The sequence below is a fragment of the Cellulomonas wangsupingiae genome, from assembly GCF_024508275.1.
Lineage (GTDB): Bacteria > Actinomycetota > Actinomycetes > Actinomycetales > Cellulomonadaceae > Cellulomonas > Cellulomonas wangsupingiae.
Window position 1 is genome coordinate 1,785,664 of the sequence record NZ_CP101989.1, and the last position, 26,775, is coordinate 1,812,438.

The window sequence follows — 26,775 nt, forward strand, 5'->3', positions numbered from 1 at the left end:
CTAGTCTGTCCTCGACTGATTCGCGCTGTCGCGCGCCCTCGTCCTGTCGCACGGCCCACCGGGAGCATCCCGGGTGTCCGTGCCGGCGTCGGGGGCACGCGGCGGAGCGGATGCACAAGTGGAGCTTCTCCCACCTGGTCCCGACCGCTCGGCTCGTCCGACGACAGGGTCCGGGTCCCGGTCCGCAGGTCGACGGCTGCCGTCGACCTGGTCGACGGTCGTCATGCGGCCGTCGGCACCGGACGAGGCCCCCACCTGTGCCCAGGGCGGGGGCCTTCCTCGTTCCTGGGGTCCACCACGACGAACCCGAGGAGCACCACATCAGCGAGCCCCGCATCAACGATCGGATCCGCGTCGCCGAGGTCCGACTCGTCGGACCCAACGGTGAGCAGGTCGGCATCGTCCGCCTGGAGGACGCGCTGCGTCTGGCCCAGGACGCGGACCTCGACCTGGTCGAGGTGGCCCCGACCGCACGTCCTCCCGTGTGCAAGATCATGGACTTCGGCAAGTTCAAGTACGAGGCCGACATGAAGGCGCGTGAGGCCCGGCGCAACCAGGCCAACACGATCCTCAAGGAGATCCGCTTCCGCCTGAAGATCGACCCGCACGACTACGGCACCAAGAAGGGCCACGTCGAGCGGTTCCTCAAGGCGGGCGACAAGGTCAAGGTCATGATCATGTTCCGCGGTCGCGAGCAGTCGCGCCCGGAGATGGGCGTGCGGCTCCTGCAGCGGCTGGCGGCCGACGTCGCCGAGCTCGGGTTCATCGAGAGCATGCCGAAGCAGGACGGCCGCAACATGATCATGGTGCTCGGCCCGACCAAGAAGAAGGCCGAGCAGCGCAACGAGCAGCGTCGCGCCGCCGCGCAGGCCCACGACGACGACCCGTCGTTCGACGAGGGCACCGAGTCGCAGGCGCCGCACATCCCGTGGCCGCCCGTCGCCAGCCAGCGGCCCGTCGTGCTCGACGAGCCCCGGCCCGACGCGCAGCCCGCTGCCGCCGAGCCCGCCGCACCGGCGGAGCAGGCCGCACCGGCGCCCGCGGCGTCGAGCGCGCCTCGACGCCCGGCGGCACCTCGCCCGTCGACGTCGTCGGCCGCACCCCGGTCGTCGGCTCCCGCGCAGCGTCCGGCTCCGGCCTCGCGTCCGGCTCCGGCCTCGCGTCCGGCTCCGGCCTCGCGTCCGGCTCCGGCCCCGACGTCCCGTCCGGCTCCGGCCGCCGGCACGCCGCAGCCGCCGGCGCCTCGTCCGACGTCGACGCCGAACCCCGCTGCTCGTCCGGGGCCTCGGACGGGTGCGGCCCCCAAGCCCACCCCCCGGCCCGGCCCGGCCGCACCGGCGGACGGCGAGAAGTCCGACTGACATCCGCACGGGCGCGCGCACCTTCGCGTCCGGACGACCCACGAGTCGCACGACCGTGCGATGCGAACGACAAGGAGACACGGCAGCCATGCCGAAGAACAAGACGCACTCCGGTGCCAAGAAGCGGTTCCGGGTCACCGGCACCGGCAAGGTCATGCGCGAGCAGGCGAACGGACGTCACCTGCTCGAGCACAAGTCGAGCCGACGCACCCGCCGCATCGCCGGTGACGTCGTCGTCTCGCCCGCGGACACCCCCAAGATCAAGAAGCTGCTCGGTCGCTGACCCGCCGGCGCGTCAGCGCCCCTGGCGGAGGCATCGAGCCCCGGACAAGGCAAGGAGCATCACGTGGCACGCGTGAAGCGGGCGGTCAACGCCCAGAAGAAGCGCCGGTCGACCCTCGAGCGGGCGAGCGGCTACCGCGGGCAGCGCTCGCGGCTGTACCGCAAGGCCAAGGAGCAGGTCACCCACTCCCTGGTCTACTCGTACCGCGACCGCAAGGCGCGCAAGGGCGACTTCCGCAAGCTGTGGATCCAGCGGATCAACGCGGCCTCGCGCGAGAACGGCCTGACCTACAACCGACTCATCCAGGGCCTCAAGGCCGCGGGTGTCGAGGTGGACCGTCGCGTCCTGGCCGACATGGCCGTCAACGACGCCGCCGCTTTCACCGCGCTCGTGCAGGTCGCGAAGGCGGCTCTGCCCGAGGACGTCAACGCGCCTCGCGCCGCCGCCTGACCTCCGCACGCGCCCGCCGCGACCCCCTGAGGGCCCGGCACACGCCTGCGTCGCCCCCGCCGTCCACGTGACGGCGGGGGCGTCGTCGTCCCGTCACCGCGGACGGGCGGCGCCCGGTGGCGGGTGCGCGGCGCAGGGTGGCGGGCAGGGATGATGGGGGCGTGCCCGACGAGCTCATGACGAACCCCCGTGCCGATCGCGTCAAGGCGGTGCGCGCCCTGACCGGCCGCAGCGCGCGGCGGCGCTCCGGCACGTTCCTCGTCGAGGGGCCGCAGGCGGTGCGGGAGGCGGTGGCGCCCGGCGGGCCGCGCGTGCACGACCTGTACCTGACGGCGGACGCCGCCGCGCGCTACCCCGAGATCGTGGCGGCGGCCCGCGAGACGGGCGTGCGCCTGCGGACGGGCACCGTCGAGGTGCTCGACGCGATGAGCCCCGACGCGCAGGGGGTCGTCGCCGTCGTCGACCAGACGCACGGCGACCTGGCCGACGTCCTGGCGGCCGGGCCCCGGCTCGTCGCCGTCCTCGCGCACGTGCGTGACCCCGGGAACGCCGGCGCGGTGCTGCGCGCCGCGGACGCCGCAGGAGCCGACGCGGTCGTGGTGAGCGCGGCCAGTGTCGACGTGCACAACCCCAAGGTCGTGCGGTCGACCGCCGGCTCGCTCTTCCACCTGCCCGTGGTCACCGGGCCGGAGCTGGCCGACGTCGTCACCGCGCTGCGGGCGGCCGGGCTCGCCGTCCTGGCGGCCGACGGGTCGGGGACGCACGACCTCGACGACCTGCTCGACGTCGCGGGCGCCGCGCCCGCGGGGGTGCCGGACCTGGCCGCACCGACGGCGTGGGTCTTCGGCAACGAGGCGTGGGGGCTGCGCGACGAGGACGTCACGCTCGCCGACGCCGTGGTGCGCGTGCCGCTGCGCGGGCGCGCGGAGTCGCTGAACCTCGCCACGGCCGCCACCGTCTGCCTGTACGCGTCCGGTCGGGCCCAGCGCGGCCGGTGACCTGGCAGGGTGGTCCCATGCGACTGTTCGCGGCGGTCCAGCCGCCCGACGACGTCCTCGACCACCTCGACCTCGCGCTCGCGGTGCTGCGGCGGAGCGCGTCCGCGCACGACGACGGCGTGCGCTGGTCGGCGCGCGAGACGTGGCACCTCACGGCCGCCTTCTACGGCGAGCTCCCGGACGCCGCGACGGACGGGCTGGCAGCCGACCTGGCGGGCGCCGCGGCCGTGGCCGCGCCGTTCGACCTGCAGCTGCGGGGAGCCGGGGTGTTCGCGCACCGGACGCTCTGGGTCGGCACCGGGGGAGACGTGGCGGCGATGGTGGACCTGGCGGCGGCCGCGCGGACGGTGGGCGAGGAGCACGGCGCGCCGCCGGACCCGCGGGTGCGGCACCGGCCGCACCTGACCGTGGGCCGGGCGCGGCCCGGGCCGCGCCCGCCGCGCCGCGGGTCACGCGCCGCGACGTCCGGGGGCAGGGGCGGCGGCAGCGGGCCCGGTCGGACGGCCGGTGGTGACCGGCGCGACCTGGACCCCACCGAGGTGTTCGAGCAGGCGCTCGCCGTGTACGAGGGTCCGGTGTGGCGGGTCGACGAGCTCGCGCTCGTCTCGTCCCGACCGGGCGAGGGGCGCGGCGGCGGCCCGCTGTACTCGACCGTCGGCACGTATCGCCTCGGAGCGTGAGGGGGCGGTGTGGCAGCATGGCGGCGTGCGCGACGTCCTGCTCACCCGTGCGGCGGGTGGTCACCGATTTGCGCGGCCCGTCCCGGGCCGCGCATGCGCACGCGCACGCTGACCAGCGTGCCCACGTCGACGTCCTGCGGGACGGTCCGACGGCCCCGGGACGGGCGCGACTAGACTGCCCAGCCGGTCGACGTGCACCGCGGTGAGCTGTTCCCGCGGCACGGTCCGGCCGTCGCCGAACCGCCCTGGAAGGTCCTGATGACCAGCGACATCCCGCTGTCCCCGCTCGACGCCGACGGCGTCGCCGCGGCCGTCGACGCCGCGCTCGCGGCGGTCGCCGCCGCCGCCGACCTCGACGCCCTGAAGTCCGCGCGCCTCGCGCACACCGGTGACGCCAGCGCGCTCGCGCTCGCCAACCGCGCGATCGGCGCTCTGCCCGGCCCCGACAAGGCGGCCGCAGGCAAGCTGCTCGGCCAGGCCCGTGGGCGCGTCAACGCCGCGATCGCGGCGCGCACGACGCAGCTCGAGGCCGAGCGTGACGCGCGCGTGCTCGTCGAGGAGACCGTCGACGTCACGCTGCCGACCGACCGGCACCCGCTCGGTGCCCGGCACCCGCTGTCGACGCTCTCGGAGCGCATCGCCGACGTGTTCGTCGCGATGGGCTGGGAGATCGCCGAGGGGCCCGAGGTCGAGGCGGAGTGGTTCAACTTCGACGCCCTGAACTTCGGTGTCGACCACCCGGCCCGCCAGATGCAGGACACGTTCTTCGTGGCACCGCAGGCGGAGGACGTGCCCGACGACGCGTCCGGGCTGGTCCTGCGCACGCACACGTCGCCGGTGCAGGCGCGCACGCTGCTCGAGCGCGGGGTGCCCGTCTACATCGCGTGCCCGGGCAAGGTGTTCCGCACGGACGCGCTCGACGCGACCCACACGCCCGTCTTCCACCAGGTGGAGGGCCTCGCGGTCGACAAGGGCCTGACGATGGCCCACCTCAAGGGCACGCTCGACCACTTCGCGCGGTCGATGTTCGGCCCCGAGGCGCGCACGCGCCTGCGTCCGTCGTTCTTCCCGTTCACCGAGCCGTCGGCGGAGATGGACCTGTGGTTCCCGCAGAAGAAGGGCGGGCCCGGCTGGATCGAGTGGGGAGGCTGCGGCATGGTCAACCCGAACGTGCTGCGTGCGTGCGGCGTGGACCCCGACGTGTACTCCGGGTACGCGTTCGGCATGGGCATCGAGCGCACGCTCATGCTCCGGCACGGCATCGCCGACATGCGCGACATGGTCGAGGGCGACGTGCGCTTCTCCGAGCAGTTCCGGACGGTGATCTGAGATGCCCCGTATCCCGCTGACCTGGCTCGGCGAGCACGTCGAGCTGCCCGCCGGCCTCACGGCCGAGCAGCTGGCCGCCGATCTCGTGCGCGTCGGGCTCGAGGAGGAGGCGATCCACACCTCGGGCGTCACCGGCCCGCTCGTCGTGGGTCAGGTCGTCGACCTGACGCCCGAGCAGCAGAAGAACGGCAAGACGATCAACTGGTGCCACGTCGACGTGGGCGCCCACAACGTGCTCGACGACGCGGGGCAGCCCACGGTGCCGCGCGGCATCGTGTGCGGCGCGCACAACTTCGGTGTCGGCGACCGGGTCGTCGTCGCGCTGCCGGGCGCCGTGCTGCCCGGGCCGTTCCCCATCGCGTCCCGCAAGACGTACGGGCACGTGTCCGACGGCATGATCTGCTCGGCGCGCGAGCTGGGCCTCGGCGAGGACCACGCCGGCATCATGGTGCTGTCGCGCCTCGGCTACGGCGAGGACGTCACGGCCCCGGGCACCGACGCGCTGCGTCTGCTCGGCCTGGCCGACGAGGTCCTCGAGATCAACGTGACACCCGACCGCGGGTACTGCTTCGCGATGCGCGGGGTCGCCCGCGAGTACGCCCACGCCACCGGCGCGCGGTTCACCGACCCGGGCCTGGCGACTGGCGACGTCGAGCGCGAGCGTCCCGCCGGCTTCGCGGTCGAGATCGACGACGAGGGCGTGGACGGGGTCGCGGGCTGCGACCGCTTCGTCGCGCAGGTGGTGCGCGGCGTGCGCGCGTCCGGGCCGTCCCCGGCGTGGATGCAGCAGCGGCTCACGCAGGCGGGCATGCGCCCGATCAGCCTCGCGGTCGACGTGACGAACTACGTCATGCTCGACCTCGGGCAGCCGATGCACGCCTACGACCTGGGGACGCTCACGGCGCCCGTGGTCGTGCGGCGCGCGCGGGTGGGGGAGCGCGCGACGACGCTCGACGACGTCGAGCGCACGCTCGACCCGCAGGACCTGCTCATCACCGACTCGACGGGGGGCCGCGCGGCGCGCGTGCTCGGGGTCGCCGGCGTCATGGGTGGCGCGGACTCCGAGGTCGGTGAGGCGACGACCGACCTGCTGCTGGAGGCCGCGCACTTCGACCCCGTCACGGTCGCGCGCTCCTCGCGCCGGCACCGGCTGACCTCGGAGGCGTCCAAGCGGTTCGAGCGCGGCGTCGACCCGCGGCTGCCGCGCGTCGCGGTCGCGCGCGCGGCCGCGCTGCTCGTCGAGCACGGCGGCGGCACGGTCGACGAGGCCCTCACGGACGTCGACCGCACGTCGGCGCCCGCGCCGGTCGCGTTCGACCCCGCGCAGGCGGCACGCCTGGTCGGCGTGCCGTACACCGACGACGAGGTGCGGGACACGCTCACCGAGATCGGCTGCACGGTCGACGGCACCGGGAGCCCGTGGCAGGTGCACGTCCCGACGTGGCGTCCCGACCTGACGGCGGGTGTCGACCTGGTGGAGGAGGTGGCCCGGCTGCGCGGGTACGACGCGATCCCGTCGGTCGTGCCGCACGCGCCCACCGGGCGCGGACTGACGCCGGGCCAGCGTGCCCGCCGCGCGATCGCCGACTCGCTCGCGTCGGACGGTCTCGTCGAGGTGCTCAGCTACCCGTTCGTCGCAGCAGGGCAGCTCGACGCCCTCGGCCTTCCCGCCGCCGACGACCGCAGGCGTGCCCTGCGTCTGGTCAACCCGCTCGCCGACGGTCAGCCGCTCATGCGCACGGACCTGCTGGTGACGCTGCTGGACACCGCGCGGCGCAACGTCGCGCGCGGCAACGTCGACCTGGGCATCTACGAGATGGGGCTCGTCACCCTGCCGGACGAGGGTGCCGCACCGGCTCCGCGCCTGCCCGGGGGTGTACGCCCGGGCGACGACGAGCTCGCCGCGCTCGAGCGCGCCGTGCCGGCGCAGCCGCTGCACGTGGCCGGTGTGCTGACCGGCCTGGCCGAGCCGGCAGGACCGGGCAGGGCCGGACGCAGAGCTGATCTCGACGACGCGCTCGGATACGCGCTGCGTGTCGCGCGCCTCGTCGGCGTCGAGCCGCGCGTGAGCGCCGACCGGGGGCGTGCACCGTTCCACCCGGGCCGGTGCGCGCGGCTGACCGCGCCCTCGGGCGCGGTCGTCGGGCACGCGGGCGAGCTCCACCCCAAGGTCGTCGCGGCGCTCGACCTGCCGGCACGGACCGTGGCCTTCGAGCTCGACCTGACGGCGCTGCTCGCCGCAGCACCGGCCGAGCCCGTCACCGCGGTGCCGGTGTCGACGTTCCCCGTCGCCAAGGAGGACGTGGCGCTCGTGGTGGCCGACGACGTGCCGGCCTCCGACGTGCTCGCGGCGGTGCGGGCGGGAGCGGTGCAGAGCCCTGCCGGTGACGTCCTGGAGGACGTGCACCTGTTCGACGTGTACACCGGCGACCAGGTGGGGACCGGACGCAAGTCGCTCGCGTTCGCGCTACGGCTGCGCGCCGCCGACCGGACGCTGACGGCCGCCGAGACCGCCGCCGTGCGGGAGGCGGTCGTGGCCGAGGCGCACGCTCGGGTCGGGGCCACGCTGCGCGCCTGAGCGCAGCGCTCGACGGGGCAGGACACGGGCCGCGGGGGACCTTCCGCGGCCCGTGTCGTGCGTCCGGGCGCAGCGACTCCCCGGCAAACCGGGAGGAACGCGACATCCTGCGAGGAGTTCACCAGAAAGTTACTGACGGGTAGTTGCGGCGTATCGGGTGAACCACGCATGGTGAGGTCGGTCGTCCAGGTGGCGGCCGCACCTGCTCGCGCGCCGGGGCGTCGTTCGCCGTCATCCCTCACCGCGCCGGAACGAGGGGACTCCCGTGCACGCACGACGACGAACGGCCACCGGAGCGCTCACGGCGCTCGCCCTGCTGCTCACGGGGGGCGTGGCCACCGCGGGAGCAGCCCAGGGCGCGGTCTCCACGGATGCACCGCTGCTGGTCAACGAGGTCTACGGCGGTGGCGGCAACTCCGGCGCCCCGTACGACCGGGACTTCGTCGAGCTGGTCAACCCGGGCGACGCGCCCGTGGACCTCACCGGGTACTCGCTGCAGTACGCGTCGGCGACGGGTGCCTCGTGGCAGGTCACGCCGCTGAGCGGCAGCGTGCCGGGAGGGTCAACGTTCGTCGTCGGGCAGGCGTTCGGGAGCAACACCGCCGCGCCCGACGTGCCCGTCGACCTCGAGGGCACCGGTGTGCCGATGAGCGGCACGAACGGCAAGGTCGCGCTCGTGCAGGGTCAGACCGCGCTGACCTGCGCCACCGGGTGCGCCGACGTCGACGTCGTCGTCGACCTCGTGGGCTGGGGCCCGACGGCGTCGTCGTACGCCGGTGCCGGCCGCGCGCCGGCCACGACGAACGCCACGTCCGTCGCCCGTGACGCCGCGCACGGCCACACGGCCGACAACGCGGCCGACTTCACGGTCGGGGCACCGACGCCGACCCCCGCGGGCACCGCACCGCAGGAGCCGACGGACCCGCAGGCCGCGACCATCGCGCAGATCCAGGGCAACGCCGATGCCTCGCCCCTGGTCGGGGTGCTCGTCACGACGTCCGGCGTCGTGACCGCCGCGTACCCGACCGGCGGGCTCGCCGGGTACGTCCTGCAGACCCCGGGGACGGGCGGCGGCGACGTGGCGTCGCGCACCGGGTCCGACGCAGTCTTCGTGTACTCGCCCGCGACGGTGGGGCAGGTCTCGACGGGCCAGCACCTGCGCGTCACCGGGACGGTCTCGGAGTTCGACGGGCTGACCGAGGTCACGGTGGCAGCGGCCACCGACGTCGAGGTCCTGCCGGCGGCCGACGCACCGGTGCCCGTGAGCGCGCCGTGGCCGGCGACGGCGGCGGCCCGCGAGACGCTCGAGTCGATGCTCTTCGCGCCGACCGGTGACCTGACCGTCTCCGACACGTACAGCACGAACCAGTACGGCGAGGTCGGCCTGGCGACGGGCACGACGCCGCTGGTCCAGCCGACCGAGGTGGGTCGCCCGGGGTCGGCGCAGGCCGCCGCGGCGCTCGCCGACAACGCCGCGCGTGGGGTCGTGCTGGACGACGGTGCGTCGACCAACTACCTGGGGGCCGGCAACGGTGGCCTCACACCGCCGTACGTCTCGCTCGAGAACCCCGTGCGCGTCGGCGCTGCCGTGCAGGTCATGCAGCCGCTGGTCGTCGACTACCGCAACAAGGCGTGGAAGCTGAACCCGACGTCGCAGGTCGTCGCGGGCGGGCCCGCTCCGGTGACGTTCGAGGACGACCGCACCGCCGCGCCCGAGCCGGTCGGCGGCGACCTGTCGGTCGCGTCGTTCAACGTCCTCAACTACTTCACGACTCTGGGTGACCAGGACGCGTCGTGCGTCGCGTACACGGACCCCAGCGGGGAGCCCGTGACCGTCCGCACGGGCTGCGACCAGCGCGGGGCCTGGGACGCCGAGGACCTCGCGCGCCAGCAGGCCAAGATCGTCGCGGCGATCTCCGCGCTCGACGCCGACGTCGTGGGCCTGCTCGAGATCGAGAACTCGGCGCGGGTCGACGGCGTGCCGGACGAGGCGCTCGCGACGCTGGTGGATGCGCTGAACGCGGCCGCCGGGGCCACCACCTGGGCGTACGTGCCCTCGTCCGACGAGCTGCCGCCTGCGGCCGAGCAGGACGTCATCACCAACGCGATCATCTACCGGCCCGCCGCCGCGAGCCCGACGGGCCCGTCGCGTGCGCTGGGCGACCAGAGCGGGGACGACCAGGCGTTCGGCAACGCACGCGAGCCGATCGGCCAGGTCTTCACGCCGACCGAGGGCGGCGAGCCGTTCCTCGTCGTCGTCAACCACCTCAAGTCCAAGGGCTCGGCCGGCCCGTGGCCCGGTGACGCCGACGCCGGCGACGGGCAGGGCGCGTCGAACGAGTCGCGCGTGCGGCAGACGACGGCGCTGCGCGACTGGGTGCCGACCGTGCAGGGCGACGCCGAGGCGGTCGCGCTGGTGGGCGACTTCAACGCCTACACGCTCGAGGACCCGCTGCAGGTCCTGTACGACGCGGGGTACGTCGACGCCGTCGCGACCCTCGCCCCGGGGCAGTACAGCTACTCGTTCGACGGCCTGGCCGGCTCGCTGGACCACGTGCTGCTCAACGAGGCGGCCGCGGCGCGCGCGACCGGCGCCGACGTGTGGGAGATCAACGCCGAGGAGTCGATCGCGCTCGAGTACAGCCGGTACGCCTACCACGGCACGACGTACTGGGCGCCCGACGCGTACCGCTCCTCGGACCACGACCCGGTGGTGGTGGGCCTGGCCGCCGGCGCGAACGACGCCCCGGTCGACCTGACGTTCCTCAACATCAACGACTTCCACGGGCGCATCGACGCGAACACGGTGAAGTTCGCGGGGACGGTCGAGCAGCAGCGCGCGGCGGCCGACGGCCCGGTCGCGTTCCTGTCGGCGGGCGACAACATCGGCGCGTCGCTGTTCGCGTCGGCGGTGCAGGACGACCAGCCGACGATCGACGTGCTGAACGCCCTGGACCTGGGGGCGTCGGCGATCGGCAACCACGAGCTCGACAAGGGGTACGACGACCTGGTCGACCGCGTGATCGCGGGTGGCGAGAACGCGGAGTTCCCGTACCTCGGTGCCAACGTCTACCGGGCGGGCACCACGACGCCCGCGCTGGACGAGTACGCGCTGCTCGAGATGGGGGGCGTGACCGTCGGCGTCGTCGGCGCCGTCACCGAGGAGACGCCGAGCCTCGTGACCCCGGGCGGGATCGCGGGGCTCGACTTCGGCGACCCGGTCGAGGCCGTCAACCGCGTGGCCGCGGCGCTCACCGACGGCGACGAGGTGAACGGCGAGGCCGACGTCATCGTCGCGCAGTACCACGAGGGCGCCGGCGCGGGCACGCCCGACGGCGCGACCCTCGAGGAGGAGCTGGCGGCGGGCGGTGCGTTCGCCGACATCGTCACCGGGACCGACGCCGCGGTGGACGTGATCTTCACCGGTCACACGCACAAGCAGTACGCGTGGTTCGGGCCGGTGGGCGACGGCGACGCGACCCGACCGGTCGTGCAGACCGGCTCCTACGGCGAGTTCCTCGGCAAGGCCGTGCTGACGTACGACCCGACGACGGACCGTGTCACGGCCGCCACGGCCGAGAACGTGGCGCGCACGACGACGCCCGACGCCGAGCTCGTCGCCGCCTACCCGCGGGTCGCCGAGGTCGCGCAGATCGTCGCCGACGCCCTCGCGCACGCGTCCGAGGTCGGCTCGCAGCCCGTGGGATCCGTGACGGCGGACGTCACGACGGCGTTCAGCGGCGGGCAGTACGTCGACGGTGTGTACGTCGGCTCCGCGCCCGGCACCACGACGGGCCGGGACGACCGCAGCCGCGAGTCGGCCCTCGGCTCGCTCGTCGCGGAGGCCCTCCTCGACACGCTCGCCTCGCCCGAGCGTGGCGGCGCCCAGATCGGCGTCGTCAACCCGGGCGGCATGCGCGCCGAGCTGCTCCACGCCCCCGACGGCACGGTGACCTACGCCGAGGCCAACGCGGTGCTCCCGTTCGTCAACAACCTCTGGACCACCACCCTCACGGGGGCCCAGGTCGTGACGATGCTGGAGCAGCAGTGGCAGACCAACGCGGACGGCACGATCCCGAGCCGCCCGTACCTGCAGCTGGGGCTGTCCGACAACGTCACCTACACGTACGACGCCTCGCGCGAGCTCGGCGACCGGATCACGTCGGTCACGGTCGACGGCGCGCCGATCGACCTCGGGGCCGAGTACCGCATCGGGACGTTCTCGTTCCTCGCCCAGGGCGGGGACAACTTCCGGGTGCTCGCCGAGGGGACCGGCACGGCCGACTCCGGCCTGATCGACCGGGACGCCTGGATCGCGTACCTGCAGGCGCACCCCGGCATCGGTCCGGACTTCGCGGAGCGTGCGGTCGAGGTGCCGGCGCTCACCGAGCCGGTCGCGCCCGGGGACGAGCTCACCTTCACGGTCGGCGGGATCAACCTCACCAGCCTCGGGGCGCCGGAGAACACGTCGGTCGAGGTGCTCCTCGGCGAGGTGTCGCTCGGTAGCTTCCCGCTGGTCCGGGGCGACGGCGCGGACGCGTCGGCGCAGGTGACCGTCACCGTCCCGGCGGACCTCGCGCCCGGCGGGCACGAGCTCACCGTCGTCGCGTCACCGAGCGGCACGACCGCCTCGGTGCCGTTCACGGTCGAGGACGCCGGCGAGGTGTCGACCACGACGCTCACCGCGTCGCCGGGCACGCAGGTGTTCGGTACCCGCGGCACGCGCGTCCGGCTCACGGCTGTCGTCACGTCGCCGGGCCCGGTCACCGGGTCGGTGCAGTTCGTCACCGGGGACGACGTGCTCGGCACGGCGTCGCTGCGAGGCGGACGGGCGGTGCTCACGCTGCCGGCGGACACACCCGTCGGCACGTACGAGGTCGTCGCACGCTACGCCGGCACGGACGCCGTGGCGGGCTCGCAGTCTGAGCCCGTGACGGTGACGGTCGCGCAGGCCACGAGCCGCACGTCGCTCGACGTGGTCCAGTCGCCCTTCCCGCGGCTGATCCCGTCCGTGTGGGTCGCGACCGTGGGTCTGGACACCGCCCGGCTGCCGGAGGGCACGGTCGAGCTGCGCGAGGGCGAGCGTGTCGTGGCGCGTGCGGACGTCGTCCTCGGTCTGGCGGTCGGGACCGTCCCGCGCGGCCTCGGCAGCGGGTCGCACCGCCTGACGGCCGTGTTCGTGCCCGACGACGCGGCGAACGTCGCGGGCAGCACGAGCCGGACGGTCACGGTCCGCGGCTGAGTCCGGTCCGAGAGGCGCGGCCGGGTGCGACCCGGCCGCGCCCCTCGGCGCGTGAGTCCGCCCCGCGTTCTTGCCACGCGCGTGCGCGTGCGCTGCCACGATGTGCACCATGACCGCGGAGCCCACCACCGCCTCGCTCACCGTGACCGCCGACCTCCTGCGCGCCATGACGCGCGACGGCACAGGACTGCTGCTGCGGCTGCGGGCGACGGTCGTCGCCTGGACGATCCTGGCGGTGCCCCTCGTGCTCGGGCTCCTGCTCGCGCTCACGGGCCTCGTCGACCTCGAGGTCGTCGCCCCTGGCCTCGTGGTGCTGTCCGCCGTCGCGATCGCCATGAGCCTCAGCGCGAGGCAGTCCGTGAGTCGCGGGCTGCGCGTCGCGCTGGCACCCGGCACGACCGTCAGCGCCGCGGTGGCCGACGACGCGCTGTTCTCGACCAGCGCCCTCGGGTCGTCCCGGACGACCTGGGCCGCCTTCCGGGAGCTGCACGTGCGCGGGTCGGCGGTGGTCCTGCGGCTGCGGGGCTCGTCGGCGTTCGTGCTCCTGCCGCGCGCGCTGTTCACGGACGACGACCTGGCGACGGTCGCCGAGCGCGTCGGGCGGCCCGCGGGCGGGTGAGCGCGCCCGACGCGCTCCTGGTGGCGTCGGTCAGACGTACTCGTGGTACGCGGGCAGGTCCAGCACCCCGTTGCCCGACAGCCCGATGACGATCGTCTCGTCCGTCGTCGCCGCGCGGGCGTGGGTGAGCGCCGCGGCCACGGCGTGCGTCGACTCCGGCGCCGGGATGATGCCCTCGGCACGCGCGAACTCGATGCCCGCGGCGAACGCGTCCTCCTGCTGCACCGCGACCGCGTCCATGAGCCCCAGCGCGTAGGCGTGCGACACCATCGGTGCCATGCCGTGGTAGCGCAGCCCGCCCGCGTGGATCGGCGGCGGCACGAAGTCCTTGCCGAGCGTGTGCATCTTCAGCAGCGGCGTCAGCCCTGCGACGTCCCCGAAGTCGTAGCGGTACTCGCCCTGCGTCATCGACGGGCAGGCGGCCGGCTCGCACGCCACGACGCGCGTCGTCGTCCCGTCGCGCAGGTTGCGCCCCAGGAAGGGGAAGGCCAGGCCGCCCAGGTTCGAGCCGCCGCCCGCGCACCCGAACACGACGTCGGCGCTCTCGCCGATCTCGTCCAGCTGCGCCAGGGCCTCGACACCGATGACGCTCTGGTGCAGCAGCACGTGGTTGAGCACCGAGCCCAGCGCGTAGTGGGCCTTCGGGTCCTGCGCCGCGACCTCCACGGCCTCGCTGATCGCCATGCCGAGCGACCCCGTCGTCGTCGGGTCGGCCGCGAGCATCGCGCGTCCCGCCTCCGTGAGGTCCGAGGGCGACGGGTGGCAGATCGCGCCGTACGTCTCCATCTGCATGCGGCGGTACGGCTTGGAGTCGTACGACGCGCGCACCTGCCACACCTCGCAGTCCAGGCCCAGCAGCGAGCACGCCATCGACAGCGATGCGCCCCACTGCCCGGCGCCCGTCTCGGTCGTCAGGCGCGTGATGCCCTCGACCGCGTTGTAGTACGCCTGCGCCACGGCCGTGTTCGGCTTGTGCGAGCCGGCGGGGGAGCCGCCCTCGTACTTGTAGAAGATCTTCGCCGGGGTGCCCAGCGCCCGCTCGAGGCGCAGCGCCCGCACCAGCGGCGACGGCCGCCACGACGCGTAGATCTCCCGGACGGTCTGCGGGATCTCGACCCACCGCTCGGTCGACACCTCCTGGGCGATCAGCGCCATGGGGAACAGCGGCGCGAGGTCGTCCGGGGTCAAGGGCTCCCGCGTGCCGGGGTGCAGGGCGGGCGGGCACGGCTCGGGCAGGTCCGCCGCCAGGTTGTACCAGTGCGTCGGTACGGCGGACGGCACCACGGTGCCGACCGGGTCGGTCAGCGGAGCGGGTCGGGTGGTGTCGGGGGTCATGTCGCCTCGCAGGTTCTGGCGCGCACGCGCGCTGGTCGGCGCGGACCGCGCACGGCACCCGGGGGGACACCGGCGACCCGCACCGGTGAGCGTAGCGGCGGTCGCGCGTCGCCCGGGGTCCCCGGGCGGGTGAGGCGCCGAGGCGTCCGCAGGGCGAGACCTGCTCTCGGCAGCGTCACCGCCGGCGGCTAGGGTCGGCGGCGAGACACGGGGTGCCCTGTACCGAGCAGGGCTGAGATCACACCCGTCGAACCTGATCTCGTTCGTACGAGCGAAGGGATGTCCGCCATGACGTCTGCCCTGCCCACCCCTGACGACCTCGCCGCCGCGTGCGGCGCGGCGCTCGACGAGGTGCGACGGTGCACCCCGCTCGTGCAGTGCCTGACCAACGAGGTCACGACGAACCTCGTCGCCAACGCGCTGCTCGCGATCGGTGCGTCCCCCGCGATGGCGAGCGTGCCGGGCGAGGCCGAGGAGCTCGCGGGCGCCGCGGGTGCGGTCCTGGTCAACCTCGGGACGCCGGGGCCGGACCAGCGGGCGTGCCTCGCCCCGACGGTCGCGGCTGCCGCAGGGGCCGGGGTGCCGTGGGTGCTCGACCCGGTCGCGGTCGGCGTCCTGTCGGTCCGGACGCGGCTGGCCGGCCACCTGCTCGGCGAGCGTCCTGCCGTGGTGCGCGGCAACGCCAGCGAGGTCCGCGCGCTCGCGGGCTTCGTCTCCGCCGGTCGCGGTGTCGACGCGCGCGACGACGTCGACACCAGTGCCGACGCCGCCGACGTCCTCGCGCGGCGCACCGGCGGGGTCGTCGCGGTGTCCGGGCCGGTGGACCTCGTCACCGACGGCACCACGCACGTGCGGCTCGCGGTCGGCGACCGGCTCCTGACGACGATCACCGGGGCCGGGTGCGCGCTGGGCGGCCTCGTCGCGGCCTTCACGTCGGTCGCGCCGCCGCTGACCGCGGCTGTCGCGGCGTCGACGGCCCTGGGGCTCGCCGCCGAGCGCGCGGTGATCGACGCGCGCGGCCCCGCGTCGTTCCAGGTCGGGCTCCTCGACGAGCTGTACCTGCTGACCCCGGACGACCTCGCGTGCCGCGTCGCGGCCGCGCAGCGGATCGGTGTGCCGGCATGAGCGCGCTGCCCGCGGGCATCTACCTCGTCCTGGACGCCGACGTGTGCGGACGTGCCGGCCACCGTCCCGCGGACGTCGCAGGCGCTGCGGTCCGTGCCGGTGTCGGCACCGTCCAGGTGCGCGCCAAGCGGGCGACCGCCCGTGAGCTCGTCGCGCTGACCCTCTCGGTGGCCGACGCGCTGCGTCTCGCGGGTCCTGCGGCGCTCGTCGTGGACGACCGCGTCGACGTCGCTCTCGCGGCACGGGCCCGCGGCGCCCACGTGGACGGTGTCCACGTGGGGAGGCGTGACCTGGAGGTCGACGACGCCCGTGCGCTGCTCGGCCCGGACGCGCTGGTGGGAGCCTCGGCGGCGCTGCCCGAGCACGTCCGTGCGGCCACGGGCGCCGACTACCTGGGGGCCGGCCCTCTGCGGCTCACGCCCACCAAGCCCGAGGCAGGGCCGGCGATCGGGGTCGCCGGGGCGCGTGCGGCGGTCGTCGCGTCCGGCGGTCGTCCCGTCGTGGCCATCGGCGGTCTCGGCGCGGCCGACGCACCGGCGCTGCGGGCCGCCGGGGTGCACGCCATGGCCGTCGTCAGCGCCGTGTGCGGGGCCACGGACCCCGCCGACGCCGCGGCCCGCCTGGTCGAGGCATGGGACCGCGCCGCGGCGCCGGCGGTGACCCGGTGAGCGCCGCACCTGCCGGGCCCGCGACCGGTACGCGCCCCACGGGCAGCCGCGTGCGGGTGCTGTCGGTCGCGGGCACCGACCCGACGGGCGGGGCCGGCATCCACGCCGACCTCAAGTCGTTCGCGGCGCACGGCGCGTACGGCATGGCCGTGGTGACCGCGCTCGTCGCGCAGAACACGCACGGCGTGCGAGCGGTGCACGTCCCGGACGTCGGGTTCCTGCGCGCGCAGCTCGACGCCGTCAGCGACGACGTCACGGTCGACGCGGTCAAGATCGGCATGGTCGGGACCCGGGCCGTGGCCGACGAGGTCGCGGCCTGGCTGAGCCGGGCCACCCCGCCCGTCGTCGTGCTCGACCCCGTCATGGTCGCGAGCAGCGGGGACCGGCTGCTCGACGCGGACGCCGAGGACGCCGTGCGGCGGCTGGTCGCGCTCGCGGACCTCGTGACGCCGAACCTGCCCGAGCTCGGCGTGCTGCTCGGTGAGCCCGTCGCCACGGCGTGGCCCGACGCGGTCGACCAGGCCCGGCGGCTCGCGCACCGGTCGGGCGTCACGGTGCTGCTCAAGGGCGGCCACCTCGCCGGGGACGCGAGCCCGGACGCCGTGGTCGACGCGGGCACGCTCACCGAGCTGGACGCGCCGCGTGTGCGCACGACCAGCACGCACGGCACGGGCTGCTCGCTGTCGGCCGCCGTCGCGGCACTGCGCCCACGACGGCCCGACTGGGTGACGGCGGTCCGCGAGGCGAAGGAGTGGCTCACCGGCGCCATCTCCGCCGGCGAGGCGCTCGCGGTCGGGTCGGGGCGGGGACCCGTCGACCACCTGCACCACGCGCCGACGCTCGGGGCGCGCGCGTTCAGCAGCGAGGCGTGGGAGCGGGCGGCGGGTCTGCGCGCCGCGTGCGACGACCTGCCGTTCGTGCGCGGGCTGGCCGACGGGACGCTGCCCGTGGACGACTTCGAGGCCTACCTGCACCAGGACGCGCTGTACCTCGCGCAGTACTCCCGCGTGCTCGCCCGGGCGAGCCAGGTCGCGCCCGGCCCCGCGGCCCAGGTGTTCTTCGCGCAGGGCGCGGCACGGTGCCTCGACATCGAGGCCCGGCTGCACGAGGAGCGGCTCGCCGGCGGCGGGAGGTCCGGCCCGGTGGGCCCGGCGACGACCGCGTACGTCGACCACCTGCTGGCCGTCGCCGCGACGGGCTCGTACGCCGAGGTCGTCGCGGCGGTGCTGCCGTGCTACGTCCTGTACGCGGACCTCGGCGCGCGCATCCTGGCGCGCGCGGGCCACCTGGGTGCGCACCCCTACGGCGACTGGGTCGCCACCTACGGGGACCCGGCCTTCGCGGCGGCGGCCGACCAGGCCTCCGCCCTGGCCGACGCCGCCGCGCATGAGGCGGGTGCGGCGACCCGCGCACGCATGCTCGCCGCGTACGCGGCGTCGTGCGCGCACGAGGTCGCGTTCTTCGACCAGGTGCGGGCGCGCCCGCTCGCACCCGTCGGGTGACGCGGGAACGCGGGGGCGCCGCGGGGGTGACGCGGGTGCGACGGGCCTGGCAGGGTGGCCGCCGTGGATGACCTGAGGCCGCGTCCGCGGTGGGCCGACGTGCGCGCCGTCGTCTTCGACGTCGGTGAGACGCTCGTGGACGAGACGCGCGCGTGGGTGCAGGTCGCCGGGGAGGTGGGTGTGCCGCCGCTGGCCCTCATGGCGGTGCTCGGGGCGCTGGCTGAGCGCGACGAGCCGCACAGCCACGTGTGGCGCGACGTCGGTGTCGACCCGCCGTCGACCCCACCGGAGATCCGGCCGGACGACCTCTACCCCGACGCGCTGCCGACCTTGCGGGCGCTGCGGGCCGCGGGGTACCTCGTCGCGGTCGCGGGCAACCAGCCGGCGCGCGCCGAGCACCAGCTGCGGGCCGCCGGAGTCGAGGTGGACCTGCTGGCGACGTCGGCCCGCTGGGGCGTGGCCAAGCCGTCGCCGCAGTTCTTCGCCCGCGTCGTGACGGACCTCGGTGTGCCCGCGCACGACGTGCTCTACGTGGGCGACCGGCTCGACAACGACGTCCTGCCGGCGCGTGCCGCGGGCATGCGCACGGCGCTCGTGCGCCGCGGCCCGTGGGGCTACGTGCACGCCCGACGCCCCGACGCCGCGCTCGCGGACGTGCGCGTGGACTCGTTGCGCGAGCTCGTCTCCCTCATGCTCGGCGTCCGGTGAGCCCGCGCGGCGCCCGGGCCGCTCAGCAGGACCCGTCGGTGCACACCTCGCCGGCCGGGGCCGGCACCAGGGGGTTGGCCTCGCGCCACCCGGCCTCGAGCAGCTGGGCGAACACCTCGGGCGGCTGGGCGCCCGACACGGCGTACCGCCGGTCGACGACGAAGAACGGCACGCCCGTGACTCCCAGGGACGCTGCCGTCGCCAGGTCGTCGCGGACGGTGTCCCCGCCGTCGCCCGTGGCCAGCGCGTCGGCGACGCGCGCGTCGTCCCAGCCGTGCGCGGCGAACCCGGCGCGGGCGGCGATCGCGACCAGCGCGCCGTCGGCGCCCAGGTCCACGCCCTGCTCGAAGTGCGCCGAGAACAGCGCCTCCATGGTCGTGTCCACCAGCGCGGGGCCGCCGGCCGCCCGCGCGAGGTGCAGCAGGCGGTGGGCGTCGAACGTGTTGAACGCGAGCGTGCGGGCGAAGTCGAACCGCAGGCCCTCGGCGGCACCGAGCGCCGCCACCTGCGCGAACATCTGCTCCACGTGGTCGCGCGGCAGGCCCTTGAGCTCGGCGAGCGCGTCGATCTCGGGCCGCCCCGGGCCCGCCGGTGTCTCCGGGGAGAGCTGGTACGAGCGCCACACGACGTCGACGTGGTCGCGGTGCGCGAAACGGCGCAGGGCCGCGGCGAACCGCCGCTTGCCGACGTAGCACCACGGGCACGCGACGTCGGACCAGACCTCCACGGTCACGGTCCGCGGCGGGGCGGCGAAGGTGGGGGTGTCGAGGGTCACGGGAGCAGCAGCACCTTTCCGGTGGTGGCGCGCCCTTCGAGGGCGCGGTGGGCGTCGGCGGCCTCGGCGAGGGGGAACGTCGCTCCGACGCGGACGTCGAGAGCGCCGGCGGTCACGGCGTCGAAGAGCTCGTCGGCCCGCCACAGGAGCTCGTCGCGCGACGCCGTGTAGTCGCCGATCGTCGGCCGGGTGACGTACAGGGAGCCGGCGGCGTTGAGGCGCTGCAGGTCGACCGGCGGCACCTGGCCGGAGGACGCGCCGAACAGCACGAGGGTGCCGCGCGGGGCGAGCGAGGCGAGGGACGCGTCGAACGTGTCCTTGCCGACGCCGTCGTACACGACGTCGACCCCGCGGCCGCCGGTGAGCTCGCGCACGAGGGCGGGCAGCTCGGTGGGCAGGTCGGACAGCTCGCGGTAGCGGATGACCTCCGCGGCACCCGCCGCCCGGGCGAGGTGCTCCTTGTCGGGTGAGCCGACGGTCGCGACGACGCGCGCGCCGCGGGCGGCGGCGAGCTGCGTCAGCAGCAGCCCGACGCCCCCGGCGCCCCCGTGCAGCAGCACGTCGTGCCCCCGCGCGACCGGGAACGTCGAGGTGACCAGGTAGTGCGCCGTCAGGCCCTGCATCGGCAGGGCGGCCGCGGTCCGGTCGTCGACGGTGGCGGGGACGGGCAGGACGTGGCGCTCGGCGACGGTGACGAGCTCGGCGTACGAACCGGGGGCGGACGCCCACGCGACGCGGTCCCCGGGCGCGAGGGTGGTGACGTCGGCGCCCACCGCGACGACCTCGCCCGCGCCCTCGGACCCCACGACGTGCGGGAACGGCATACGGTAGACACCGGCACGTCGGTACGTGTCGATGAAGTTGACGCCTGCCGCGGCGAGACGCACCAGCACCTCGTCGGGGCCGGGAGCAGGGTCCGGGACGTCGGTGGGCTCGAGGACCTCAGGGCCGCCGGCCCGGGTCGCGATGACGGCGCGCATGCCCACAGCATGCCGCCTCGGGAGGGCGATCGTTTCCCGTGTTCGTTGGTATTTGTGTGCACCCGACTGTATGTTCATGCACATGACGTTCACGGTGGCGGTGGCCGGGGCCAGCGGCTACGCAGGCGGCGAGGTCCTGCGGCTGCTCCTCGACCACCCGGACGCGACGATCGGCACCCTCACCGCCCACTCCAGCGCGGGCACACCCCTGGGGCTGCACCACCCGCACCTGGTCGACCTCGCCGACCGCGTCCTGCAGCCCACGACCCCCCAGGCGCTCGCGGGCCACGACGTCGTCGTGCTGGCACTCCCGCACGGAGCCAGCGGGCAGGTCGCAGCCGAGCTCGAGGCGCTGGGAGAGGACCCGGTGGTCCTCGACCTCGGCGCCGACCACCGCCTCGTCGACGCCGCCGACTGGTCGGCGTACTACGGCAGCGAGCACGCCGGCACGTGGACCTACGGGCTGCCCGAGCTGATCGACGCGGCGACCGCGTCACGTGGCCGCGACCGGCTGGCGGGCGCGCGCCGCATCGCCGTCCCGGGGTGCAACGTCACCGCCGTGACGCTCGGCCTGCAGCCGGGTGTCGCCGCAGGGCTCCTCGACACGTCGGACCTCGTCGCCGTCCTCGCGGTCGGGTACTCGGGTGCCGGCAAGGCGCTCAAGGCGCACCTGCTCGCCTCGGAGGCCGTCGGGGCCGCCGTGCCGTACGCGGTCGGGGGCAGCCACCGGCACATCCCGGAGCTCGCGCAGAACCTGCGCGCCGCGGGCGCGGACGACGTCCGCACCTCGTTCACGCCGGTCCTCGTGCCGATGTCGCGGGGGATCCTCGCGACCGCCACCGCGCGCCTGGCGCCGGGCGTGACGACGGACGACGACGCGCTGCGAGAGGTCTGGCGCGCGGCGTACGCGGACGAGCCGTTCGTGCACGTGCTGCCCGCCGGGCAGTGGCCGACGACCGCGTCGACCGCGGGCGCGAACACCGCGCACGTCCAGGTGGCGTACGACGCGCGGGCCGGTCGCGTCGTGACGGTCACGGCGATCGACAACCTCGTCAAGGGCACCGCCGGCGGTGCCGTCCAGTCCCTCAACCTCGCACTGGGCCTGCCGGAGACGCTCGGCCTGCCGCGGAACGGAGTCGCCCCGTGACCGACCACCTCGGCCCGGCCCTCGTCGGCACGTCCCCCGGCACCTCTCCCGGGGTGACCGCCGCGGCGGGGTTCCGCGCGTCCGGCGTGACCGCAGGGCTCAAGGCGTCCGGCAACCCCGACCTCGCGCTCGTCGTCAACGACGGGCCGCTGCAGGTGGGTGCCGCGGTGTTCACGACGAACCGCGTCGTCGGCGCGCCGGTGACCTGGTCGCGGCAGGTCGTCGCGGACGGCGTGGTGGCGGCCGTCGTGCTCAACTCCGGCGGCGCGAACGTCGGCACCGGCCCGCGCGGCTTCCAGGACGCGCACACCACCGCCGAGAAGGTCGCGGCGGAGCTGGGCGTCTCCGCCGGTGACGTCGTCGTGTGCTCGACCGGTCTCATCGGCGTGCCGCTCGCGAGCGAGAAGCTGTTCGCCGGTATCGGCCCCCTCGTGGCCGCGCTCGGCGCCGGTGCGGGACCGGACGCCGCCTCCGCGATCATGACGACGGACAGCGTCCCCAAGACCGCGCACGTGCGGGTCGAGACGCCGGACGGCGCGTTCGTCGTCGGCGGCATGGCCAAGGGGGCGGGCATGCTCGCGCCCGCCATGGCCACGATGCTGTCGGTGCTCACCACCGACGCGGTCGTCGACGCCGCCACCGCGGACGCCGCGCTGCGGGCCGCGACCGGTGCGACGTTCGACCGCGTCGACTCCGACGGGTGCATGTCCACCTCCGACACGGTGACGCTGCTGGCGTCCGGGGCGAGCGGGGTCACGCCCGGTGCCGACGCGTTCGCCGACGCCGTCCTGCGGGTCTGCGCGTCGCTCGCCCGCCAGCTCGTCGCGGACGCCGAGGGCGCCTCGCACGACATCGCCGTCCACGTGCGCGGGGCGACGACCGAGGCCGCGGCGGTGGCCGTGGCGCGCGCCGTCACGCGCTCCAACCTCTTCAAGGCCGCGATGTTCGGCAACGACCCCAACTGGGGCCGCATCATCGCCCAGGTCGGCACGGTGCCGCAGGACGTCGCCCCGTTCGACCCGGCGGCGCTGGACGTGACGATCAACGGCGTGCAGATCTGCCGCGCGGGCGGCGCCCACGAGGACCCGGCGCAGCTGGACCTGGCGGCCGACCGCGAGGTGCACGTCGTCGTCGACCTGCACGCGGGCGACGCGGCCGCGACCGTCTGGACCAACGACCTCACGCACGACTACGTCCACGAGAACAGCGCGTACTCCACATGAGCGGCAGCGACATGAACCCTGGCGTCCCCGACGACTTCGTCTTCGACACCCGCACCGACCTGCGGCCCGACCAGAAGGCGGAGGTCCTCGTCGAGGCGCTGCCCTGGCTGCAGCAGTTCGCCGGCGCGCTCGTCGTCGTCAAGTACGGCGGCAACGCGATGATCGACGACACGCTCAAGCGGGCGTTCGCCGAGGACATGGTCTTCCTGCGCCAGGTGGGCCTGCGACCGGTCGTCGTGCACGGAGGCGGGCCGCAGATCAACGCGATGCTCGACCGGCTCGACATCGCCAGCGAGTTCCGCGGTGGGCTGCGCGTGACGACGCCCGAGGCCATGGACGTGGTGCGCATGGTGCTCACGGGGCAGGTCTCGCGCGAGCTGGTCGGGCTGCTCAACGCCCACGCGCCGCACGCGGTGGGCCTCTCGGGTGAGGACGCCGGCCTGTTCCAGGCCCGCCGCCGCACCGCTGTGGTCGACGGCCACGAGGTCGACGTGGGCCTCGTGGGCGACGTCGTCCACGTGAACCCGGGGGCGGTGCTCGACCTGCTGGACGCCGGGCGCATCCCCGTCGTGTCGACGGTCGCCCCGGACATCGACGACCCGACGCAGGTGCTCAACGTGAACGCGGACACCGCCGCGGCGGCGCTGGCCGTCGCCCTCGGGGCCCGCAAGCTCATCGTGCTGACGGACGTCGAGGGCCTGTACACCGACTGGCCGGACCGCTCGACGCTCGTGCGCCGGATCCGCGCGTCCGCGCTGGCCGAGCTGCTGCCGCGGCTCGACGCGGGCATGCGTCCCAAGATGGAGGCGTGCTGGCGCGCCGTCGAGGGCGGCGTGCCGCGGGCGCACGTGATCGACGGCCGGGCGACGCACTCGATCCTCGTCGAGGTCTTCACGTCCGAGGGCGTGGGCACGATGGTGCTGCCCGACGCCGACCCCGACGGCCACCCGTCGACCGTGCCGGTGCGCGCCGTGCGCCTGGCGAGCCAGGACCAGGAGGCGACAGCGTGACCACGACGTCGGACGCGGCCGGGTCGGCCACGAGCACCACCGCCCCGCGCCACCGCGCCCCGGGCGAGCAGGACGTGCTGCCGGTCCCGACCGCGGCGGGGTCGGTCGCGCAGTGGACGGACCGGTACACCCACGCGGTCATGGACACGTTCGGCCCGCCGCAGCGCGTGCTCGTGCGCGGCGAGGGTCCGTACGTCTGGGACGCCGACGGGACGCGGTACGTGGACCTGCTCGGGGGGATCGCCGTCAACTCGCTCGGCCACGCGCACCCGACGTTGACCGCGGCGATCAGCGCGCAGCTCGGCACGCTGGGCCACGTCTCGAACTTCTTCACGAGCCCGGCGCAGGTCGCCCTCGCCGAGCGACTCCTGCAGCTCGCGGAGGCGCCCGAGGGCTCGCGCGTCTTCCTCACCAGCTCGGGCACCGAGGCGAACGAGGCGGCCCTGAAGCTCACGCGCCGCCACTCGGCCGGCGCCCGCCCCCGCGTCCTGGCGCTCGAGGGCGCGTTCCACGGTCGTTCCATGGGCGCGCTGTCCCTCACGCACAAGGCCGCGTACCGCGAGCCGTTCGAGCCGCTGCCCCCGGGCGTGGAGTTCCTGCCGTTCGGCGACACGGACGCGCTGCGGGCGGCGTTCGCCGAGGGCGGCGACCAGGTGGCGGCGATGTTCGTGGAGCCGATCCAGGGCGAGGCCGGCGTGCGGCCGCTGCCCCCCGGCTACCTGGCGCTCGCCCGTGAGCTGACGAGCGCGCACGGCGCGCTGCTCGTGCTCGACGAGGTCCAGTCGGGCATGGGCCGCACGGGACGGTGGTTCGCCCACCAGCACCCGCACGTCGGCGGCGGCGTCCGTCCCGACGTCGTGACGGTGGCCAAGGGCCTGGGCGCCGGGTTCCCCGTCGGCGGCGTGATCGCCTACGGGCCCGACGTCGCCACGTTGCTCGGCCGGGGGCAGCACGGCACGACGTTCGGCGGCAACCCCGTCGCGTCGGCCGCCGCGCTCGCGACCATCGGGGTGATCGAGCGAGACGGGCTGCTGGCCCACGTCACGGACCTGGGGGAGCGGCTGCGCGCGCGGCTGCGCTCGACGGGCAACCCGGTGGTCCGCGAGGTGCGCGGCGAGGGCCTGCTCATCGCGGTCGAGCTGGTGCGGCCCGTGGCGGCGCAGGTCGCGGCCGACGCGCTGGAGGCGGGCATCATCGTCAACGCCTGCACGCCCACGACCTTGCGCCTGGCACCGCCGTTCGTCCTGACGGACGAGCAGGTGCAGCCGTTCGTCGACCTGGTGGCCGCCCTGCCGGCCACCCTCGCCACCGAGGAGCCCGCGTGACACGCCACTTCCTGCGCGACGACGACCTGACGCCGCGCGAGCAGGCCGACGTCATCGAGCTCGCCCTCGCGTTCCGCGACGACCGGTTCATCCGCACGCCGCTGGCGGGCCCGCGCGCCATCGCGGTCATCTTCGACAAGCCGACGCTGCGCACGCAGGTCAGCTTCGTCACGGGCATCGCCGAGCTGGGTGGCTTCCCGCTGCAGGTCGACGGGTCCCTGGCGCGGATCGGCGTGCGCGAGTCGATCGCCGACACGGCCCGCGTGCTCGGCCGGCAGGTGGCGGCGATCGTCTGGCGGACGCACGCGCAGCGCCGGCTCGAGGAGATGGCCGCGCTGGCGGGCGTGCCCGTGGTCAACGCCCTGACCGACGAGTTCCACCCGTGCCAGGTGCTCGCCGACCTGACGACCCTGGCGCAGCACCGCGGCGGCGTGGCGTCGCTGCCCGGCACGACGCTCGCCTACGTCGGCGACGGCGCGAACAACATGGCGCACTCGTACCTGCTGGGCGGGGCGACCGCCGGCCTGCACGTGCGCATCGGGACGCCGGTCGACGCCCCGCCCGACCCGCAGGTCCTGGCCCGCGCGGCGCAGATCGCGTCGGGCACGGGCGGCTCGGTGGCCGTCGTGCACGACGTCGCCGACGCCGTGGCGCGGGCTGACGTCGTCGCGACCGACACGTGGACCTCCATGGGGCAGGAGGACGGGGCGGCGGACCGGGAGCGGCTCTTCGAGGCGTTCCGGCTGGACGCCCCGACGCTGTCGCTTGCCGCACCGGGTGCGCTCGTCCTGCACTGCCTGCCCGCGTACCGGGGCAAGGAGATCACCGCCGAGGTGATCGACGGCCCGCAGTCGGTCGTGTGGGACGAGGCGGAGAACCGGCTCCACGCCCAGAAGGCGCTGCTGTCGTTCCTGCTGGACCGGCCGTGAGCACGCCCGTCGTCGCGTCGACCAAGGCGGCGCGGCACGCCCTGATCATCTCGCTGCTGCAGCGCGGGACCGTGCACTCCCAGGGGGAGCTCGCGGCGCTGCTCGCCGACGAGGGCGTGACCGTCACCCAGGCGACGCTGAGCCGCGACCTGGTCGAGCTGCGCGCGGTCCGGATCCGCACGCCCACGGGTGCGCTCGTGTACGCGGTGCCCGGGGAGGGCGGTGACCGGACACCGACGCGCACGGACACCGAGCAGCTGGCTGCGCGCCTGGCGCGGCTGTGCGCGGAGCTGCTGGTCGCCGCGGAGGCGTCGGGCAACCTCGTGGTCCTGCGCACGCCTCCGGGGGCGGCGCAGTTCCTGGCCTCGGCGATCGACCACTCGGTGCTGCCGACGGTCCTCGGGACGATCGCCGGCGACGACACCGTGCTCGTCATCTCGCGTGACCCGCAGGGCGGCGACGCGGTCGCTGCCCGGTTCCTCGCGCTCGCGAGCGAGGGCTGAGACGG

At 75.2% G+C, this 26,775-nt stretch carries 22 protein-coding genes and 1 riboswitch; of the genes, 19 read left to right on the forward strand and 3 right to left on the reverse strand.

Features of this window, described 5'->3' with window-relative positions; genetic code table 11:
- Positions 1–257: 257 nt before the first annotated feature.
- From infC to NP075_RS08340, 9 genes are all read left to right on the forward strand, one after another.
- Complete coding sequence (gene infC / locus NP075_RS08300; RefSeq protein ID WP_227564956.1) at positions 258–1,361, forward strand: translation initiation factor IF-3; 1,104 nt, start codon at positions 258–260, stop codon at positions 1,359–1,361.
- 88 nt (positions 1,362–1,449) lie between these two features.
- A complete protein-coding gene (gene rpmI / locus NP075_RS08305; RefSeq protein ID WP_029291112.1) occupies positions 1,450–1,644 on the forward strand; it encodes a 50S ribosomal protein L35 in 195 nt (64 codons plus the stop codon).
- 63 nt (positions 1,645–1,707) lie between these two features.
- Positions 1,708–2,094, forward strand: coding sequence for a 50S ribosomal protein L20 (gene rplT / locus NP075_RS08310; RefSeq protein ID WP_227564955.1), 387 nt, complete (start codon positions 1,708–1,710; stop codon positions 2,092–2,094).
- A gap of 176 nt (positions 2,095–2,270) precedes the next feature.
- Positions 2,271–3,092: a TrmH family RNA methyltransferase gene (locus tag NP075_RS08315; RefSeq protein WP_227565052.1), complete on the forward strand. Its 822-nt coding sequence runs from the start codon at positions 2,271–2,273 to the stop codon at positions 3,090–3,092.
- 17 nt (positions 3,093–3,109) lie between these two features.
- On the forward strand, positions 3,110–3,772 hold the full coding sequence (thpR, locus tag NP075_RS08320) for an RNA 2',3'-cyclic phosphodiesterase (RefSeq protein WP_227564954.1): 663 nt from the start codon (positions 3,110–3,112) through the stop codon (positions 3,770–3,772).
- Positions 3,773–4,030: 258 nt separating this feature from the next.
- Positions 4,031–5,101, forward strand: a complete 1,071-nt coding sequence (pheS, locus tag NP075_RS08325; RefSeq protein ID WP_227564953.1) for a phenylalanine--tRNA ligase subunit alpha — start codon at positions 4,031–4,033, stop codon at positions 5,099–5,101.
- A 1-nt stretch (position 5,102) separates the two neighbouring features.
- Entirely contained in the window at positions 5,103–7,679 is a 2,577-nt protein-coding gene (gene pheT, locus NP075_RS08330) for a phenylalanine--tRNA ligase subunit beta (RefSeq protein WP_227564952.1), read from the forward strand.
- A 265-nt stretch (positions 7,680–7,944) separates the two neighbouring features.
- The gene (locus NP075_RS08335) at positions 7,945–12,921 is read left to right on the forward strand and encodes an ExeM/NucH family extracellular endonuclease (RefSeq protein WP_227564951.1); all 4,977 of its coding nucleotides are present in this window, start codon (positions 7,945–7,947) and stop codon (positions 12,919–12,921) included.
- Between the two features lie 109 nt (positions 12,922–13,030).
- Entirely contained in the window at positions 13,031–13,540 is a 510-nt protein-coding gene (locus NP075_RS08340) for a hypothetical protein (protein WP_227564950.1), read from the forward strand.
- Between the two features lie 30 nt (positions 13,541–13,570).
- On the opposite strand, the gene NP075_RS08345 is transcribed toward NP075_RS08340, so the two are convergent.
- The gene (locus tag NP075_RS08345; protein WP_227564949.1) at positions 13,571–14,875 is read right to left on the reverse strand and encodes a TrpB-like pyridoxal phosphate-dependent enzyme; all 1,305 of its coding nucleotides are present in this window, start codon (positions 14,873–14,875) and stop codon (positions 13,571–13,573) included.
- A gap of 198 nt (positions 14,876–15,073) precedes the next feature.
- Positions 15,074–15,172: riboswitch (TPP riboswitch) on the forward strand.
- On the opposite strand from NP075_RS08345, the gene thiM reads away from it, so the two are divergent.
- From thiM to NP075_RS08365, 4 genes are all read left to right on the forward strand, one after another.
- Positions 15,164–16,000, forward strand: a complete 837-nt coding sequence (gene thiM / locus NP075_RS08350) for a hydroxyethylthiazole kinase (protein WP_227564948.1) — start codon at positions 15,164–15,166, stop codon at positions 15,998–16,000. It overlaps the preceding riboswitch by 9 nt.
- On the forward strand, positions 15,997–16,668 hold the full coding sequence (locus NP075_RS08355; RefSeq protein ID WP_227564947.1) for a thiamine phosphate synthase: 672 nt from the start codon (positions 15,997–15,999) through the stop codon (positions 16,666–16,668). Before thiM ends, NP075_RS08355 begins: the two co-directional genes overlap by 4 nt.
- On the forward strand, positions 16,665–18,170 hold the full coding sequence (gene thiD / locus NP075_RS08360; protein WP_227564946.1) for a bifunctional hydroxymethylpyrimidine kinase/phosphomethylpyrimidine kinase: 1,506 nt from the start codon (positions 16,665–16,667) through the stop codon (positions 18,168–18,170). Before NP075_RS08355 ends, thiD begins: the two co-directional genes overlap by 4 nt.
- A 63-nt stretch (positions 18,171–18,233) precedes the next feature.
- Entirely contained in the window at positions 18,234–18,878 is a 645-nt protein-coding gene (locus NP075_RS08365) for an HAD family hydrolase (RefSeq protein WP_227564945.1), read from the forward strand.
- A gap of 22 nt (positions 18,879–18,900) precedes the next feature.
- On the opposite strand, the gene NP075_RS08370 is transcribed toward NP075_RS08365, so the two are convergent.
- Entirely contained in the window at positions 18,901–19,653 is a 753-nt protein-coding gene (locus NP075_RS08370; protein WP_227564944.1) for a DsbA family oxidoreductase, read from the reverse strand.
- Positions 19,650–20,633, reverse strand: a complete 984-nt coding sequence (locus tag NP075_RS08375) for a quinone oxidoreductase family protein (RefSeq protein ID WP_227564943.1) — start codon at positions 20,631–20,633, stop codon at positions 19,650–19,652. Before NP075_RS08375 ends, NP075_RS08370 begins: the two co-directional genes overlap by 4 nt.
- A gap of 76 nt (positions 20,634–20,709) precedes the next feature.
- Here NP075_RS08375 and argC point away from each other — a divergent pair, with 76 nt between their 5' ends.
- From argC to NP075_RS08405, 6 genes are read left to right on the forward strand one after another with little or no spacing between them, the layout of a single operon-like run.
- Positions 20,710–21,780 (forward strand): N-acetyl-gamma-glutamyl-phosphate reductase, encoded by a 1,071-nt coding sequence (gene argC / locus NP075_RS08380; protein ID WP_227564942.1) that lies wholly within the window; start codon positions 20,710–20,712, stop codon positions 21,778–21,780.
- On the forward strand, positions 21,777–23,003 hold the full coding sequence (argJ, locus tag NP075_RS08385; protein WP_227564941.1) for a bifunctional glutamate N-acetyltransferase/amino-acid acetyltransferase ArgJ: 1,227 nt from the start codon (positions 21,777–21,779) through the stop codon (positions 23,001–23,003). The genes argC and argJ overlap by 4 nt, the downstream gene beginning before the upstream one ends.
- On the forward strand, positions 23,000–24,013 hold the full coding sequence (gene argB, locus NP075_RS08390; RefSeq protein WP_227564940.1) for an acetylglutamate kinase: 1,014 nt from the start codon (positions 23,000–23,002) through the stop codon (positions 24,011–24,013). Before argJ ends, argB begins: the two co-directional genes overlap by 4 nt.
- Positions 24,010–25,338, forward strand: coding sequence for an acetylornithine transaminase (locus NP075_RS08395; protein ID WP_372456721.1), 1,329 nt, complete (start codon positions 24,010–24,012; stop codon positions 25,336–25,338). The genes argB and NP075_RS08395 overlap by 4 nt, the downstream gene beginning before the upstream one ends.
- The gene (argF, locus tag NP075_RS08400; protein WP_227564939.1) at positions 25,335–26,267 is read left to right on the forward strand and encodes an ornithine carbamoyltransferase; all 933 of its coding nucleotides are present in this window, start codon (positions 25,335–25,337) and stop codon (positions 26,265–26,267) included. Before NP075_RS08395 ends, argF begins: the two co-directional genes overlap by 4 nt.
- Positions 26,264–26,770, forward strand: a complete 507-nt coding sequence (locus NP075_RS08405) for an arginine repressor (RefSeq protein ID WP_227564938.1) — start codon at positions 26,264–26,266, stop codon at positions 26,768–26,770. Before argF ends, NP075_RS08405 begins: the two co-directional genes overlap by 4 nt.
- Positions 26,771–26,775: the final 5 nt, after the last annotated feature.